This is a genomic window from Micromonospora sp. H33 (genome assembly GCF_052068455.1).
Lineage (GTDB): Bacteria > Actinomycetota > Actinomycetes > Mycobacteriales > Micromonosporaceae > Micromonospora.
This window is the reverse complement of record NZ_JBQHDE010000018.1, coordinates 45,735-61,680: the sequence shown is the minus strand read 5'-3', so window position 1 is coordinate 61,680 and position 15,946 is coordinate 45,735. Positions and strand designations below refer to the sequence as shown.

Genomic DNA, 15,946 nt, shown 5'->3' with positions numbered 1-15,946 from the left:
CGGCGAAGGTGTTCACGGGAGGTAGGGAACAAGCGTGGCCAAGACCATTTTGATCACCGGCGCCGGCTCTGGCTTCGGCGAGGGTGCCGCCATCGGTCTGGCCCGGGCGGGCCACAACGTCATCGCGACCGCTCAAATCGCACCGCAGGTCAGCCACCTGCGTCGGAAGGCTCAGGATCTTGGCGTCCAGCTGCGGGTCGAGAAGCTGGATCTGCACGATCACTACGATCTGGCCTACGCCCATACCTGGGACATCGACATCCTGGTCAACAACGCGGCCATCGGTGAGTGCGGGCCCATCTCGGAAATTCCGCTGGATCTGGTCCGGCGCACCTTCGAGACGAACATGTTCCAACCCCTCCTGCTGACGCAGGGCTTCGTCAAGCGCTGGGTCGCCGAGAAGAAGGCCGGGAAGATCGTCTTCACTTCCTCCATGGGCGGCTTGTTCACCCCTCCCGGCTACGCGGCCTACACCGCGACGAAGCACGCCATCGAAGGGATGGCGGAGTCACTGCGCCAGGAACTGGCCCCGTTCGGCATCAAGGTCCAGACCATCAACCCCGGCGCCTACTTCACCGGATTCAACGAGACGATGGCCGACACGCCTTTCCGCTGGCTCGACGACTCCAAGAACTTCACCAAGCGAGCGGACCTGCGGGCGCTGTTCGACAGCCTGCTCGAAACGCCGTCGGGCAAGCTCGACCCGGCGGAACTCATCGACGCGATGGTCAAGATCATCCCCTCCGGTGAGGGCAAGTATCGCAACGTGATCCCGCAGTTCGTCGAGGACGAGGTGAAGAAGGACCAGGCCGAGAAGTGGGAGGCGCGCATCTGACCGGCGAGGTCGCTCGGCAAAACTTTTGGCCGACAACCCATATTGGGATCAACATACTGACCGGTAGAATTCGCGCATGTCCGCCGCCGACCCCTGCGAGCTGCCAGCCGACCGCAAGCGCGGTTCGAACTTCGGCTGGTCGCTCGGGATGGTGCTGCGCCGGTGGCACGAGTACGTCGAGCAGGCGCTGAAGGCCCTGCCGCACGGCAGTCGCGGGTACCACATCCTGGCCGTGGTTGTACACGAGGAGGTGCCGACGCAGGGCGCCCTGGCGTCCCGCCTGGCGATCGACCGCAGTGTGCTGACGTACGTGATCGACGACCTGGAGAACGCCGGCCTCATCGAGCGGCGACTGGACTCCCGCGACCGACGCGCCCGCCGCATCGTGGCCACCGAGCGCGGGCGGCAGGTACTCGCCGAGGCAGAGCGTTGGGTTGCGCACGCCGAGGACCGCGTGCTGGGTGGGCTGCCCGAGGAGCAGCGCGGCGCCTTCCGTGATTTCGCCGAGCGCGCCGCCGAGGCGATCCACGCTGCCGCGCCGGCGACGAATCCGTGCGCCGCGGTGGCGAGCGTCCTTCCTCCAGCGGAGCAGTCCGCCGGCTGACTCGAACCGGCCGGTCGTCCGGGCGACCGCGACTCGTCGCGGCCCAGCGCTACTTCCGAAGACCCGGCACCGCGATCCACCGCCGCGATCACGACGTCACCGTCGTCCGTTCCCGGCGGCCCGCCGGGGAGCAGGCCGAGGGTGGCGAACTGCTCCCAGACCCGGACCGGGTCGTCGGAGCTGAGCACGGTGACGGCGCTGGTCAGGCGGATCCGCCTGGTACGCTCGGCCTTCGCCGCCAGCACCATCGGTGGCGCCGTCGCGACGAAGTCCGAGCGGTGGGTGGTGCTCGCCGACGCCGATGACGTCTAGGCCCGCCTGGTCGGCAACCTCGGCGAGTTCGATGACGCCACGCAGCTGCTGGTGCGGCTCGGCAAGCCGCCCGGTGCCGGGGTCGGCGGTGAGTTCGCCGAAGGTGATCAGGCCGATCTCAAACGACATCGCCGGATACGGCACCAGCTGCGCCTGTTGGTCCAGGATCGGCCCGACCTCTAGGAACGGGCTCAGGGCTGGACTGCGCCGCCTCGACGTCCACTCCGGCGTAGACGAGGGTGACCTGGGCCATCGGCGGGTTGCCGCGGCGGCCGGGAAACAGCGAGAGGAAACTGGTCAGTTCCCGCGGCGCATCCTCGACGAGCTGGCCCCAACGGCGCAGCAGGTGGGCGGCGTCGGTCGCGTCCGCGACGAGCTGGGCGTAGACGACGTTGTCGACCTCGTACGCCTCCAGCTCGAAGGCGGTGACGACGCCGAAGTTGCCGCCGGCGCCCCGGACGGCCCAGAAACAGGTCGGGGCGATGCTCGTCATCGACGCGGAGCAGGCGGCCGTCCGCGGTGACGATCTCGGCGGCGACGATGTGGTCGATGGTCAGGCCGTACCTGCGCACCACAGGTATCCGATACCGGCGGTGGTGGCGAGGCCGCCGACGCCCACGTCGCCGTAGTCCCCCGAGCTCATCGCCAGGCCGTACGGAGCGAGCGCCTGGGCGACGTGTCCCAGCGGGCTCCGGTTCCAGCCGGATCCGGCGGGTCGCCCGGTCGACCACCTGGACCTTGTTCATCCTGGACATGTCGATGACGATTCCGCCGTCGTTGGTGGACCGGCCGCTGATGCCGTGTCTCCCGCTGCGCACGGCGTGCGGGATGTGCTGCGTCCGGGCGTACGTGCGCAGGGCGGTCAGCTCGACCAGCCACACCCCGGCGTCGACCACGTCGGCGGCGCTCTCGGGTCGGACCACCACGGCCGGTGAGCCCTGCCAGCTGTGGCTGTGGCGCACGCGGTCGTACTCCAGATCGCCGGGCTCGACGGCCGTGGCGGCGAGCGACGCGGGCAGCGCGTCGTAGTCGACGCCGGGCTGACGCTTGGCCAGGGCGACGGTCGACCGCGCCCGGCCCGTCGTGGTCCCGGTTCCGGTGCGTTCCCTGGCCACTGCCTCCCGGAGCGCGGGGGCGATCTCCTGCCCGAAGGTCTGGATGAGACGTGGGTCGTCGCGGCCGATCAGGAAGGCGCTGAAACCTTCCTCCAGGACCAGCGGGAGGAGATGTTCGACCCACTGCTCGGGCGGCCCCTGCAGGAAGCCGCGGTCGCCCGACGACACGTCGACCTTGAGCAGGTTGAGTAGCCTGCGGATCTCCCGTGGGTCGCGCCCCGCGGCGACCGCCGCCTCGTCGATCAGCCGGTTCGCGGTCACCCGGTCCGGCGACCGGAGGTATTCCTGGCTCGGCAACCAGCCGTCGGCCTTCTGGCCGGTCAACGCCAGCATCCGAGGTTGGTAGGCACCGAGCCAGATGTCGATGTGGTGAGCCGGCGCTGGGCCGCGCTGCATGCCCGGAATCGGGTAGTACGGGCCGTCGTGGCGCAGAGGACCCGGCGCGGCGTCGTCCCAGACACCGCGCAGGACGTCGATCGCTTCGCGCAGGGCCGCGACGCTCTGCCCCGCGGTCAGCCGGCGGCCGCACATGCCCTCAATGCCGTCCCAGAACGCGCCGGCGCCGAGGCCGAGTTCGAACCGGCCGTGGGAGAGCCGGTCCAGGGTCGCCGTGGCCCGGGCCAGGACGGCCGGTGGGCGCAGCGGCAGGTTCAGCACATTCGCCGAGACCCGCAACCGCTCCGTACGGGCCGCCACCCAACTCAGCAGAGTCCAGGTGTCGACGAGCCCGGCATTGTCCGGATGGTCCTGGAAGGTGGCGAGATCCAGCCCCGCCGCCTCGGTCAGCCCAGCCAGCGCCATCACCCGGTCCGGGTCCTGCGCGTTCGGCGTCAAGAACGTTCCGAACAGGAGTCCGTGACCGTAATCGGGCATCTCGCTCACTCTCCGCTGAACAATCGTTTGTGTAGGACATGAAGTCTGGTCAACAAATATTTTGTCTAACAACATACCTCTGAGTTAAAGATCATGTCCGGGCAGTGGTGGCTCTGCGGCGCAGCCGGAGGCAACGGGTGCGACGGGCTTGACCTGCGCCTGGCCGGGAACCCTCGGGTTCGGCACTGCCGGACCGTGCCAGTGGACCGGGCGACGGCCTTCCGCTGTCAGCTACGCCCGGCGCGGGCGAACCCCGTCAAGGACGTGAGGAGGTCTGAATGACCGCGGCAGCACGGCGACCAACCCCCGCCGACCCGATGCCGGAAGCACCGGGGCCGCTGGCGGTCTCCAGCGGCGCCGGCCGGGACCTGCCGCCGGAGCTCGGGCCGGACGCCATCGGCGTGCTGGAGGGGCGCACCTTCATGTTCTCCGACGCCCGCGGAGACGTGCCGAGAGGCTCCATCGGTGGCCTGGTGCACGACGACACTCGGTTCCTCAGCCAGTGGGAGCTGTCGATCGACGACGCACCGCTGCTGGTGCTGTCGTCGGGAACCGTCGATGCCTATTCGGCGGCGTTCTTCCTGGCCAACTCCGATCTGGCCCACCTGCCCGCCAACCGGGTGGGCGTGCGACGGCAGCGCTTCGTCGGCGACGGCCTCTACGAACGCGTCGAGCTGCGATACTTCGGCGTCGAGCCGGTGTCCATCCGGCTGCGCCTGGCTGTCACGACGGATTTCGCGGACCTGTTCGAGATCAAGGAGTCAGGCCGGGACCGCACCGCGGACATCACCCGCCGGCACGAACCGGACGGCGCGGCGCTCGAGTTCCGATACTGCAACGGCAGCTACGCGGCCTCGGTACGCGTCGAGGCCGACCCGCCGGCCGACGTGATCGATGGCGACGCCCTCGTGTGGGATGTGCGCCTCGAGCGGGGACAGCAGTGGGGCTGTGAGCTGCGCGTTCCGCTGCGCTGCGGCGACCAACGCTTCCGGCCCACGGTGCGCGGGTTCGACGAGGCGTTCGATCACGGACCGGAGGACCCGTCGACCCGTTGGGCGGCGGAGAAGCCGCACCTGCACGCGGACGTGGACCTGCTCCGCGACGTCTACCACCAGTCCGCGATCGATCTCGTGTCCATGCGCCTGGAAAAGACCATCGCAGGCGAACCGGTGATTCTCATCGCCGCGGGCCTGCCGTGGTTCCTCACCGCCTTCGGTCGCGACACGGTGATCACCGGCTACCAGTGCATGCCCTGCGGTCCCGATGTCGCCCGCGGGGCCCTGGCCGTGCTGGCCGCCCACCAGGCGACAACCTTCGACGACTTCACCGATCGGGAACCGGGCAAGATCTTCCACGAGTACCGCACGGGTGAGCTCACCCAGCTCGGCCTCAAACCCTACCGCCCGTACTACGGCGGGGCGGACACCACGGCGCTGTGGCTGATCCTGCTGTCCGAGCACTGGCGGTGGACCGGCGACGACGAGTTCACGTGCCGGTTGCGGGGCAACGCCGAAGCCGCGCTGCGATGGATCGACGAGTACGGCGATCGGGACGGCGACGGATACGTCGAATATGCCACCCGCTCCGCCCAGGGTCTCGGCAACCAGTGCTGGCGAGACTCGCCCGACGGCGTGCAGTTCGCTGACGGCGCCATTCCGGTGCTTCCCATCGCCACCTGCGAGACGCAGGGCTACACCTACGACGCGAAGCTGCGCCTGGCCGAACTCGCCGACGGCCCGTGGCGGGATCCGGACCTGGCCCAGCGGCTGCGCGGTGAGGCGGCCCGGCTGCGTGAGCAGTTCAACCAGGACTACTGGATCCCTGAGCGGGGCGGCTACTACGCCGTCGGCCTCGACGGCGACAAGCGCCCCATCGACTCTCTGACCTCCAACATGGGCCACCTGCTCTGGAGCGGGATCGTGCCCGACGATCGCGCGGCACTCGTCGCGCGACACCTGATGTCCGAGGAGATGTTCTCGGGATGGGGGGTACGAACGCTCTCCACAGCCGATGTTGGATACAACCCCATCGGCTACCACGTCGGCACCGTCTGGCCACACGACAACTCGATCATCGCCGCCGGGCTGGCCCGGTACGGCTATCGCGGCGAGGCCAACCGGATCGCCATGGCGATGCTGGAGGCGTCCCGCCAATCCGGACACCGGCTTCCCGAGGCGTTCTCCGGCTACGACCGGTCATTCGGCCGGCAGCCCGTGCCGTACCCGACCGCCTGCAACCCCCAGGCCTGGGCCAGCGGGGCTCCCCTACAGTTCCTGCGCACGATGCTCGGCCTCGAACCGCGGGAGGGCAGACTCGTCGCCGACGCTCACGTCCCTGAGGAACTCGGACGGATCCGCCTGCACCACGTACCGGCGCTCGGGCGACGGTGGAACGTCGAAGCCGCGGGCTCCGAGTGCACGGTCTCGCCCGCCGACTAGTACTCCAGCCGCACTTCCGTCGGCGGTGTTTGCGCAGCTAGGACCGCAGATGCGGATTAGGCACCAGAGTACATGACCGTCCATCGTAGACTTCCGCACTTGTGGCGGTAGGTGATCTTTCGGGGTGGGCGGCGGGTCTGGATGACCTGATGGCGCGGATCGCTGGCCGGTTTCGGCGGGTGGAGCCACGCCGGCGGGCCCGGGCGTATGTGCTGGGCCTGTTGTCGCCGCTGGCTGGCAAGAATGGCTGGACCTTGGCCGAGGCGGCCGGGGAGAACACCCCTGACGGCATGCAGCGGTTGCTCAACAGGTCGGCGTGGGACGCCGACGCGGTCCGCGACGACCTACGCGGCTACGTCGCAGAGCATCTCGGCGACGCCGACGCCGTTTTGATCATCGATGAGACGGGGTTCCTGAAGAAGGGAACGAAGTCCGCCGGGGTCCAACGTCAGTACTACTCTGGGACCGCCGGCCGGACCGAGAACTGCCAGCTCGGGGTGTTCCTGGCGTATTCGTCCGGGCACGGGCGCACCTTGGTCGACCGGGAGCTGTATCTGCCGCAGGGCTGGTGCGCCGATGACGCTCGGCGGACCGAAGCCGCGGTACCCGCCAGGGTGCGGTTCGCGACCAAGCCGGCACTGGGGTTGCAGATGCTGCGCCGCGCACTGGACGCGGGACTGCCGGCCCGGTGGGTGACCGCCGACGAGGCCTACGGCAAGGACAGCAAGTTTCGGCTGTGGCTGCAGGGCCGGCGTATGGGCTATGTCCCGGCCGTGGCCTGCAACCAGAAGATCCCGACCGGCGGCGGCAGCGCCCGCGCCGACGAACTGGCCGCCGCCGCCCCTGCCCCGGCCTGGAAGCGGCGCAGCTGCGGCGCCGGCGCCAAGGGACCCCGTCTGTTCGACTGGGCCGTCGCCACCCTGCCCGACACCGGCACCGCCGACCACGGGTTCACCCGCTGGCTGCTCATCCGCCGGTCGATCACCGACCCAACCGAGCACGCCTACTACCTGTGCTACGGACCGGCCGACACCGACGACGAGGAACTCATCCGCGTGGCCGGCACGCGGTGGGCCGTCGAGGAGTGCTTGTGCGCCACGAGGCGCCTTGTCGTATCCCCAACGCAGTTGGGAGAAACTCGAAGGGAGGTTTCTGGGTCTGAATGGCTTACCCGAAGCCGAAAGGTGATCGGGGACAAGACAGGGCCCCGGCAAAGTCGTGGCGGTGTCCGACTTGAGTGGACTGGGCGTGTTGCGTGGCCGGAGTGGAGCAGCAGCGGAGTGCAGGCCGCGCGCCCTGGCGGCGGCGCGTGCGGCCCGTTTCGGGCCGCCTTGAACCCGTACAGAAAGTTTGCACAACTTGCCGGCGGACAGCCGGCGGCCGGCCGGGATTCTGTGTGGATCGGACCGGGGGGTAGCTGCCCGCGACCTGTCACGATGGTGCGCCTGGTGGCGACGGTGGTTCGGCTGGATGTGCTCGAGCGCGAGTGGCGTCGGAGATGGCGACCCCGGCGAGGACTGCGGTGGCGGCGAGGGCGACCAGCAGCGGCGGCAGGAGGAGCATCGCCGGTGTCAGGGCGGCCAGCACGACCAGGCCGATCGGCCGATCCCGGGATACGCGGGCGAAGACCGCGTACTCGAAGCCGGCACGCCCGGCGAGGAAGAGCGCGGGTCCGCCGAGGATGACGGCGATCCAGGCCGGTTGCGTATGTCCGAACGGGTGGGTGATGACGAGTTCGTCGCCGACGGCGGTGACGACGATGCCGGCCACCATGACGATGTGGGCGTATGACGTCGATCCGGCAAGGCGGGCCGGGTCGGGGGCCGCTTTGATGGCTGCGGCCGCCAGTTCCCCGGCGCGGTAGATGTAGATCCGCCACAGCAGCACGGTGGTGGCGATCGCCACGAGGAACGCAGCGGTCCGGTCGGGCGTGAAGGCGGTGCCGCGAAGCGCCAGTCCGGTGACCAGGATCAACTCGCCGAGCGCGATGATGTAGAACTGCCGGTAGCGCTCGGACAGGTGTTCGGCCACGGTCGGCAAATCCGACGGGGGCGTGCGGCCGATCCCCGGCGTGGGGTAGTAAAGCGCGTATGCGGCGTAGTCCAGGGCCACCGCGAGTGTCCACAGCGCCACACGCGCCGTCCCATGCGAGAGCGCCCCGGCGATCCACGGCACCGCGACCACGCCGTACCAGAACAGTATCCGCCCGGAGGTGCGCCGCGGTGCGTGGCCCCGCAGGGCGATCACAAGGAAGATGTTGGTGCCGATGAAGAGGGCGACGAATACCCCTGCGAAGACCAGGCCTTGCCTGCCGAACGCGTCGGGCAGCGCGATCGCGATCACCAGGCTGCCCACCAAAGTCGCGATGACCAGCAGCTGTATCGCCGGTTGTTGCGGGTCGAACCTGTCGGTTATCCACGCCGTGTTGAACCAGACCCGCCACACTGTCAGCAGCAGCAACAGCGTCTGGAAGGCGCCGCTCCAGGTGAGATCCTGGATCAGCGCGTGCGAGAGTTGGGCGAGCGCGAAGACAAACGCCAGGTCGAAGAACAGTTCCAGGTACGTTGCCATCTGCGGATCCCCAGGCATGCGCAGCAGCTCGCCCGCCCTGCTCGTCGTCATCGGCTCGCCCGTTCTGTCGGCTTCGTGGCAGCGTTGAAGCAGTCGTACCACGCTGCCGCGCCTCCCGGTGCCGACAAGACGATGCCCAGGGTTCTCGCAACGAGTGACGAGCTGACGCGGCGTGGCGGGTGGGCCAAGCAGTTTGGGTGAGTCTGAATCGAGAGTCATGCCCGCTCAGGGCCCCGGTAAAGTCGTCAGGTGATGCCGAGTAGGGCCAGGGGCCGGGTGCTGTCGCGGGCGTGATGTCGGTTGGCGGCGGCGATGTTGGCGATTCCGGCGGTGCGGAGGGCGCCGATGGCGGCGTTGCGTAGGGCGGCCATGACCTCGGGCCCGGTTCCGGTGCGAATCTGGCAGCGGTCTTCGTCGTAGGTGACGTCCCGCACCCAGTGGATCTTGTTTTCGATGGACCAGTGGCCGCGAATCCACGTGGCCAGTTGCGCCGGTTTCGCTTGGTGCACGCGCAGGTCGGTGATGGCGTAGACGGTCTCGGTGGTGAAGCGTTTCGGCTGGTCCAGGCGACGTCTGCGGCGGCGGATCTGCAGTGCTTGGGCGGCGTGTGGGAAGTCGATGCCGGTGGAGAGGGTCAGGACCTTCAAGGTGCGGATCTCGCGGCGGCCGTGCCCGCGGTCGGTGTCGCGGGTGGCGTCCGGGACGGCCCGCCAGGGCAGGCCAGCGAGCTGGCTGTGCAGGCTCGGCTGGTTGCCCTTGACGGTCAGGATCCAGTGCGCGCCGCGTTCGGCGAGGTAGTCGACGTGCTCACGCTGGCAGTGCAGCGCGTCGGCGGTGATCACGGTGTCGCGCAGGTCGCCGATCTGGTCGAGCAGCGGCTGGAACCGGGTGATCTCATTGGTCTTGCCGTCGACGTCGGTACTGGCCAGGATCACGCCGACCGCCTGATCGCAGGCGGCCATCACATGCCGGGCCGCGGCGTCGGTGGTGCGCGAGCCGCGTAGGGTTTTGCCGTCGACCGCGATCGCTCGCCGGGACGTCGACGTGCCGGCAGCAGCCCGGCCGGTAAGCCAGACGCTGACCGCCGCGGTCAGTAGCTGCGGGTCTATGGCCTGCAACAGCCGACGGATCATCGCCTCGGACGGGCGTCGGTCCGAGGCCATGCCCAGCGCGAGCGCGGTCGCCGCCGGCACGTCGGCGATCCACTCAGCGATCGCGGTGTACGACCGGTTGCCTGCCACCACCGCACACACCGCAGCGCTCACCACGACCGTCAGCCGGTGCCGGACGCCTCGCCGGGCCCGCGGGTCAGGCAGATCGGCCAGCGCTGCGAGCAGTCCGCCAGCGGCTTCGGACACGGCCAGTGCCGGTGCACGCGACACCGACGAGATCAGCGATGATAGCAGGGCGGGCATGACTCACTTCGGCGATCAACACGGCGTAGGAACCTTGATGATCTTCTGAATGGGTCATGCCCGTCTTGCTGCCATCAACAACGGCGCTTCTGCTCCAGTCCACTCAAGTCGGACACCGCCACGACTTTGCCGGGGCCCTGGGGGACAAGAGCATGCCAGGAAACCAGTGGCCGGGCCCAGGCGTTAGGGGCGGTGCGCTGGGAGACCCGCGTGATATGGCGAAAGCTGGATTGCCTGAAGCCCAATCTCCAGTCGATGTAACTTCCCATCCACCGGAAAGGCGTCTGAAACCGGTGCCGCGTTCTGCAGCGGTGATGAAGCATAGCCGCGGCAACCTTCGGAACGCGAAGCGATGCCCAGCGAGGGCATTCAAGGAGATGAGTGGGCCGCCTACGTCACGCTCGGACGTACGACAAGGACGAACGTGGGATCGCCTACGGGGCGCGAGTCCTATGGCGACGCAGGTCCCGTAGTAGTCGCAGGAGTCACGCCCTGCCAGGGAGGACGGGAAAGCCGTCCGCATGGGCGAAGGGGACCAGGTGATCGGATGCCAAAGATCGGGAGGTATGCGAAATGCAGAATGCCGAAACGGTACTGGGTGTCCTCCGTGAGCGCGGCAGGAAGGGTCTGCCGCTGACAGAACTGTATCGACAGTTGTTCAACCCGCAGTTGTATCTGCTGGCCTACGGACGCATCTACGCCAACCACGGCGCGATGACTCCGGGAGTCACGCAGGAAACCGTGGACGGCATGTCGCTGGACAAGATCGGACGCATCATCGATGCGATGCGCCACGAGCGTTACCGGTTCAGCCCAGCCAAGCGGGTATACATCCCGAAGAAGAACGGCAAAATGCGCCCGCTCGGCTTGCCGACCTGGTCGGACAAGCTGGTAGGCGAGGTGGTGCGGCTGCTGTTGGAGTCGTACTACGAACCGTCGTTCTCCGACCGTTCCCACGGATTCCGTCCCGGCCGGGGCTGTCACACCGCGTTGCGGGAGGTGGCGAACACCTGGTCCGGGACGGCATGGTTCATCGAGGGTGACATCTCCGACTGCTTCGGGTCCCTTGACCACCAGGTCATGCTCGACGCGCTGGCGGAGAATATCCACGACAACCGCTTCCTGCGGCTGCTGCGCAACATGCTGCAAGCCGGATACCTGGAGGACTGGACTTGGAACGCCACGCTCAGCGGCGCGCCGCAGGGCGGGGTCGCTTCCCCGATCTTGTCCAACATCTACCTGCACCGGCTGGACCGCTTCGTCGAGACGGTGCTGATTCCGCACTACACCCGAGGGAGACGACGGGCCCGGAACCCGGCCTACCTCCAGGTGGCCAACGAGCTGGCCAAGGCCCGCAGACGCGGCGACCGCGCCCAAGCCAGGACGCTGCGCAAAGTGATGCTGGCTCTGCCCAGCTCGGACCCGAACGACCCGGGCTACCGCCGGCTGCGATACATCCGCTATGCCGACGACCACCTGCTCGGGTTCGCCGGACCCAAGGCCGAAGCCGAGGAGATCAAACAGCGGCTGACCCAGTTCCTGCGTGACGACCTCAAGCTGGAACTGAACCACGCCAAGACGCTGATCACCCACGCCCGCACCGGCGCGGCGAGATTCCTCGGCTACGACGTCACCGTCCAGCACAATGACCGCAAGCTGACCCGTGGCCGACGCAACGTCAACGGTCAGGTGGCTCTGCGGGTGCCCCGGTCGGTGATCCAGGCCAAGTACGCCCGATACCTCCAGCGCGGCCAACCCGCGCGCCGCACCCCGATCATGAACCGTGACGACTACACCATCGTCGCGACCTACGGGGCTGAGTATCGGGGCATCGTCCAGTACTACCTGCTCGCCGGAGACGTCCAACGACTTCACCGGCTGCGGTGGGTCATGCTGTCCTCTCTGCTACGGACCCTGGCCTCCAAGCACCACTCGACGCCGACGAGGATGGCCCGCAAACACCAGGCCAAAATCATCACGCCGAGCGGGCCACGGGTCTGCTTCGAGGCGACCCTGCACCGCGAAGGCAGGAAACCACTGGTCGCCAGGTTCGGCGGCATCCCTCTACAGCGGCAGAAAACAGCGGTCATCGACGACCGCCAACCGGACGGGCTGCATCACCCTCGAAAAGAGCTGATCACCCGCCAGATGTTCGGCCGCGCCGGCCTCGACCTACTTCGCAAACGCGTCCTGCTTGCACACTGAGACCTCCTCACACAACCGGCGACAGAGCCAAGATCCGCGATGGGAAGGTCGCCAACCGACCTATCTACCTGGCCCTGGCCGTCACGGTCGAGGGCACCCGGGACATCCTCGGCCTGTGGGCCGGCGACGGCGGCGAGGGCGCCAAGTTCTGGCTGCAGGTCTTGACCGAGCTGAAGAACCGCGGCGTCGCCGACGCGTGCATGGTGGTCTGCGACGGGCTCAAAGGCCTACCCGACGCCATCGGCGAGGTGTGGCCCGAAGCGGTCGTGCAGACGTGCGTCATCCACCTGCTCCGAGCCAGCTTCCGCTACGCGGGCCGGCAGCACTGGGACGCCATCGCCAAGGCCCTCAAGCCCGTCTACACCGCGCCGACCGAGTCGGCGGCCCGAGCCCGGTTCGCCGAGTTCGTCGAGGCCTGGGGCGACAGGTATCCGGGCTCTACGAACTTAGCGGGGGTCCGCCGGTCCGGTATCTGTCGTGTGTGGACCCCCGACATGAGGGTGCCCGTGTCCCTCGATGATCATGCGTGTTGTCTAGGCAAGCCGATCACAACAGAAGAGCCACGGGCATGGTTGACGATACTTCCCGGCTGCTGGGCCTAGACGGCCTGGCTGTCGTAGGAGTAGAAGACGGGCCGGACGGGCCCATTGTTCAGGTAGTCACCGCTGACCAGAACGCCCGCAACTGCCCGGAGTGCGGAACCAGGTCACGGCGGTCGAAGGGGCGGCGGGTGACCCGCCCACGGGACCTGCCGGTGGGCGGCAGACGCCCGCAGCTGGTATGGACCAAGCGGCGGTGGCGATGTGACCAGCCCGAGTGCCGACGCCGGTCGTTCACCGAGGCGATACGGCAGGTGCCGGCGCGGCACCGGTTGACGACCCGGCTGCGGGCCGCCGCAGGCGCGGCGGTGGCCGACGGCGGCCGAACGATCATGCAATCAGCGCGCGATCACGACGTGTCGTGGCCGGTGGCCGCGTCAGCGTTCACCACTCACGCCAAGGCGGTGCTGCCGTCCGAGCCTGGGCCGGTGTGGGCGTTGGGTATCGACGAGATCCGCCGAGGCCGTCCCCAGTTCGAGTGGGACGAGACCACCAACACGTGGCGCACCAGGGTCGACCGGTGGCACGTCGGGTTCGTGGACCTCACGGGCGGCCAGGGTCTACTCGGGCAGGTCGAAGGCCGCACTGCCCAGGCGGTCATCGACTGGCTGGCCGACCGTGATCCGGCTTGGCGAGCGCAGATCCGCTACGTCGCGATCGACATGTCCACGATTTTCAAGTCCGCGGTGAGGCGGGCGCTGCCGCACGCCATCCTGGTCGTAGACCACTTCCACCTCGTTCAACTGGCCAACCAGACCGTCACCGAGGTCCGCCGTCGCGTCACCGTGCAGCAACGTGGCCGACGCGGCCGCAAAGGCAACCGGGAATGGGAACTGCGCAACCGGCTCACCCGCTCCGCCGCACGGATGCGCGGCGAGCACGTCGACGCCCTGGTCGATGACCTGTCCGCCTTACCGACGCCGATCAGCGCCCCGATCCTGGCCGCGTGGAACGCCAAGGAAGACCTCCTCGACCTGCTCGCCACCGCCCGCACCCACCCCGACCGCGAACAGATCTGCCGACTGTTGTATCGGTTCTACCGCCGTTGCGCCGAAGCCGACGTGCCCGAGCTCGAGCGCCTCGCCACCACTGCCGAAGTGTGGTGGCCGCAGATTCTCGCGTTCCTGCACGCCGGCATTACCAACGCCGGCTCCGAAGGCACCAACCGAGTGATCAAAACCGTCGCCCGCGACGCCTACGGCTTCCGCAACCCCAACAACCAGCGCTTACGCACCCGCTGCACCACGACTCGGAAAGCACGCGGACACCTCAACGCCCGCTAAGTTCAAGCCAGAGCCCCAATCGGGCGGGCGCGAACCTCACTGAGGTCATCACCGTCGAGGCGCCGCTTGACGTACCTGTGGAACTATTCGGATGGGATCGTCCGGGTGGCTTGGATGGCGCGGCGCAGTCGACCGTCGGCAGCCAACTCCCCGAACATGTAGATCTCCGTGGTGATGGTGCCGCCGTTACGAAGCTCCGCGATGAGCCGGTACCGGGCGGCGACCTGGTCGCCGTCCACCAGCGCCTGCTCCACCTCGACACGGAGACCAGCGGCCCGTTTGCGGGCCGGACGGATGTGATCCAGCAGCCGCTTCCGGTCCAGCAGCACGCCGTCGTTGACCAGCTCATAGTCCGGCGTGTGGTAGCGGTCCAGCACGGTCGCCGGCTCCTCGTCGCCCAGCCCTGCCTCCTGCGGATAGCGGATTAGATAGCTGGTCAGATCGGTACGGGGCGTCATTTGATCTCCCTGAAACGACTTATCTTTGACAGGGTGTCTACGATAATGCTAGGCGGTAGATTAGACAACATGTCAGAGATAACAGGTGGTCGGCGCCGACGGCGGCGTTCGGACGCCGAGCGCAGCGCCACCGCTGTACTCGACGCCGCCGTCCAGGTGCTCGGTCGGCATCCGGACGCGAAGGTGGAACAGGTCGCCGCCGAAGCTGGCGTCACCCGCCAAACCGTGTACGCCCACTACCCGTCCCGGCCGCTGCTGGTGGCCGCGGTCATCGACCGCATCACCGCCGAAGCCGTCGCCGCCCTCGACGCCGCTGACGTTGACAGCGGCACCGTCACCGAGGCGCTGCTGCGCTGGCTGGACGTCACCTGGCGGCTGTTCGACCGGTACCCGCTGCTCCGGCACCCCTCGGTGACCGCGATTGAGCAGGCGGACTCCGACCTCCAGCATGCCGCAGTCATCGAGCGCCTGGAACGGCTGATCAGGCGTGGCCAGGCCACCGGCGAGTTCGACGACACCCTCAGCCCGGCCTGGTTGGTCTCCGCGACCATCGCGCTCGGACATGCAGCCGGCGGCGAGGTCGCCGCCGGCCGCATGACCACCGAGCAGACGGCGGCAGCGCTGCGCCACAGCATCCCGCGCCTCTACGGCGCCCGCGAGCCCTGATCAGCGACGGTTTCCCCCCACTCCCGAATCCACTCGATGTTGATCCATGCACCCAGCCCGCCAGCACACGAATCCCAGTGCCGTGGTCGACGGGCCACGCATCGGGGTGGCCGCGGGCTCACCCTAAGGTCTGCCACGACGGTTACCGAGGCCCGCAACAGATAGCCGTAGAACTTCGCTGACCCCCGCTAACTTCGCAGAGCCGGTATCCGGCGATCGTCCGGTTGTGGGAGCAAGCCTGGGCGGAGTTCGTGCCGTTCCTCGCGTTCGATGCCGAGATCCGCACCGTCGTCTGCTCCACCAACGCCATCGAGAGCGTCAACGCCCGCATCCGCCGCGCCGTCCGAGCCCGCGGCCACTTCCCGAACGAGACCGCCGCGCTCAAGTGCGTCTACCTCGCGATCATGAGCCTCGACCCGACCGGACAGGGCCGCCGGCGCTGGACCATGCGCTGGAAACCCGCCCTCAACGCCTTCGACATCGCCTTCGAAGGACGCCTTTCCGCAGGCCGGAGGTAATCGTCAGCAACCCGAGTTACACCGTTCGTTTGACAGACCCGCAACAATCGGAAA

The 15,946-nt window shown here is 68.2% G+C and carries 11 protein-coding genes and 4 pseudogenes; 10 read left to right on the top strand and 5 right to left on the bottom strand.

The features are described from left to right. Nucleotides 1–34 precede the first annotated feature (34 nt). Both ACTMS0_RS26920 and ACTMS0_RS26915 read left to right on the top strand, forming a co-directional pair. Nucleotides 35–835, top strand: a complete 801-nt coding sequence (locus ACTMS0_RS26920; RefSeq protein ID WP_441158066.1) for an SDR family oxidoreductase — start codon at nt 35–37, stop codon at nt 833–835. Nucleotides 836–911: 76 nt separating this feature from the next. Continuing rightward, the gene (locus tag ACTMS0_RS26915) at nt 912–1,439 is read left to right on the top strand and encodes a MarR family winged helix-turn-helix transcriptional regulator (protein ID WP_441158065.1); all 528 of its coding nucleotides are present in this window, start codon (nt 912–914) and stop codon (nt 1,437–1,439) included. A gap of 179 nt (nt 1,440–1,618) precedes the next feature. On the opposite strand, the pseudogene ACTMS0_RS26910 reads toward ACTMS0_RS26915, so the two are convergent. Then, nucleotides 1,619–1,687: pseudogene (locus tag ACTMS0_RS26910) on the bottom strand (hypothetical protein); the annotation flags it as partial. A 115-nt stretch (nt 1,688–1,802) separates the two neighbouring features. Here ACTMS0_RS26910 and ACTMS0_RS26905 point away from each other — a divergent pair. Then, the gene (locus ACTMS0_RS26905; protein WP_441158064.1) at nt 1,803–1,934 is read left to right on the top strand and encodes a hypothetical protein; all 132 of its coding nucleotides are present in this window, start codon (nt 1,803–1,805) and stop codon (nt 1,932–1,934) included. Nucleotides 1,935–1,942: 8 nt separating this feature from the next. On the opposite strand, the gene ACTMS0_RS26900 is transcribed toward ACTMS0_RS26905, so the two are convergent. After that, nucleotides 1,943–3,739 (bottom strand): LLM class flavin-dependent oxidoreductase, encoded by a 1,797-nt coding sequence (locus ACTMS0_RS26900; RefSeq protein ID WP_441158063.1) that lies wholly within the window; start codon nt 3,737–3,739, stop codon nt 1,943–1,945. Between the two features lie 278 nt (nt 3,740–4,017). On the opposite strand from ACTMS0_RS26900, the gene ACTMS0_RS26895 reads away from it, so the two are divergent. Further along, nucleotides 4,018–6,177: an amylo-alpha-1,6-glucosidase gene (locus ACTMS0_RS26895; protein ID WP_441158062.1), complete on the top strand. Its 2,160-nt coding sequence runs from the start codon at nt 4,018–4,020 to the stop codon at nt 6,175–6,177. Nucleotides 6,178–6,326: 149 nt separating this feature from the next. After that, nucleotides 6,327–7,208, top strand: a pseudogene (locus ACTMS0_RS26890) (IS701 family transposase); the annotation flags it as partial. 400 nt (nt 7,209–7,608) lie between these two features. On the opposite strand, the gene ACTMS0_RS26885 reads toward ACTMS0_RS26890, so the two are convergent. Beyond that, nucleotides 7,609–8,748 (bottom strand): low temperature requirement protein A, encoded by a 1,140-nt coding sequence (locus ACTMS0_RS26885; protein ID WP_441158061.1) that lies wholly within the window; start codon nt 8,746–8,748, stop codon nt 7,609–7,611. A 245-nt stretch (nt 8,749–8,993) separates the two neighbouring features. Further along, complete coding sequence (locus ACTMS0_RS26880) at nt 8,994–10,163, bottom strand: ISAs1 family transposase (RefSeq protein WP_441158060.1); 1,170 nt, start codon at nt 10,161–10,163, stop codon at nt 8,994–8,996. 573 nt (nt 10,164–10,736) lie between these two features. On the opposite strand from ACTMS0_RS26880, the gene ACTMS0_RS26875 reads away from it, so the two are divergent. The 3 genes and pseudogenes from ACTMS0_RS26875 to ACTMS0_RS26865 all read left to right on the top strand — a co-directional run bounded on the left by ACTMS0_RS26875 (nt 10,737) and on the right by ACTMS0_RS26865 (nt 14,250). Then, on the top strand, nt 10,737–12,368 hold the full coding sequence (locus ACTMS0_RS26875; protein WP_441158059.1) for a reverse transcriptase domain-containing protein: 1,632 nt from the start codon (nt 10,737–10,739) through the stop codon (nt 12,366–12,368). A gap of 29 nt (nt 12,369–12,397) precedes the next feature. Continuing rightward, nucleotides 12,398–12,799 (top strand): annotated as a pseudogene (locus ACTMS0_RS26870) (transposase); the annotation flags it as partial. A gap of 137 nt (nt 12,800–12,936) precedes the next feature. Next, nucleotides 12,937–14,250: an ISL3 family transposase gene (locus ACTMS0_RS26865; protein WP_441158058.1), complete on the top strand. Its 1,314-nt coding sequence runs from the start codon at nt 12,937–12,939 to the stop codon at nt 14,248–14,250. 83 nt (nt 14,251–14,333) lie between these two features. Here ACTMS0_RS26865 and ACTMS0_RS26860 read toward each other — a convergent pair whose 3' ends face one another. Beyond that, complete coding sequence (locus ACTMS0_RS26860; protein ID WP_441158057.1) at nt 14,334–14,708, bottom strand: nuclear transport factor 2 family protein; 375 nt, start codon at nt 14,706–14,708, stop codon at nt 14,334–14,336. A gap of 69 nt (nt 14,709–14,777) precedes the next feature. Between ACTMS0_RS26860 and ACTMS0_RS26855 the strand changes: the two genes are divergently transcribed. Together ACTMS0_RS26855 and ACTMS0_RS26850 are read left to right on the top strand one after the other, a co-directional pair. After that, on the top strand, nt 14,778–15,374 hold the full coding sequence (locus ACTMS0_RS26855; protein ID WP_441158056.1) for a TetR/AcrR family transcriptional regulator: 597 nt from the start codon (nt 14,778–14,780) through the stop codon (nt 15,372–15,374). Between the two features lie 203 nt (nt 15,375–15,577). Continuing rightward, nucleotides 15,578–15,892: pseudogene (locus ACTMS0_RS26850) on the top strand (transposase); the annotation flags it as partial. Nucleotides 15,893–15,946: the final 54 nt, after the last annotated feature.

Bases quoted from the DNA above. Each gene is read 5' to 3' on its own strand.
- ACTMS0_RS26915 (WP_441158065.1), top strand. From the start codon at position 912: ATGTCCGCCGCCGACCCCTGCGAGCTGCCAGCCGACCGCAAGCGCGGT.
- ACTMS0_RS26900 (WP_441158063.1), bottom strand. From the start codon at position 3,739: ATGCCCGATTACGGTCACGGACTCCTGTTCGGAACGTTCTTGACGCCG.
- ACTMS0_RS26895 (WP_441158062.1), top strand. From the start codon at position 4,018: ATGACCGCGGCAGCACGGCGACCAACCCCCGCCGACCCGATGCCGGAA.
- ACTMS0_RS26885 (WP_441158061.1), bottom strand. From the start codon at position 8,748: ATGGCAACGTACCTGGAACTGTTCTTCGACCTGGCGTTTGTCTTCGCG.
- ACTMS0_RS26880 (WP_441158060.1), bottom strand. From the start codon at position 10,163: ATGCCCGCCCTGCTATCATCGCTGATCTCGTCGGTGTCGCGTGCACCG.
- ACTMS0_RS26875 (WP_441158059.1), top strand. From the start codon at position 10,737: ATGCAGAATGCCGAAACGGTACTGGGTGTCCTCCGTGAGCGCGGCAGG.
- ACTMS0_RS26865 (WP_441158058.1), top strand. From the start codon at position 12,937: ATGGTTGACGATACTTCCCGGCTGCTGGGCCTAGACGGCCTGGCTGTC.
- ACTMS0_RS26860 (WP_441158057.1), bottom strand. From the start codon at position 14,708: ATGACGCCCCGTACCGATCTGACCAGCTATCTAATCCGCTATCCGCAG.
- ACTMS0_RS26855 (WP_441158056.1), top strand. From the start codon at position 14,778: ATGTCAGAGATAACAGGTGGTCGGCGCCGACGGCGGCGTTCGGACGCC.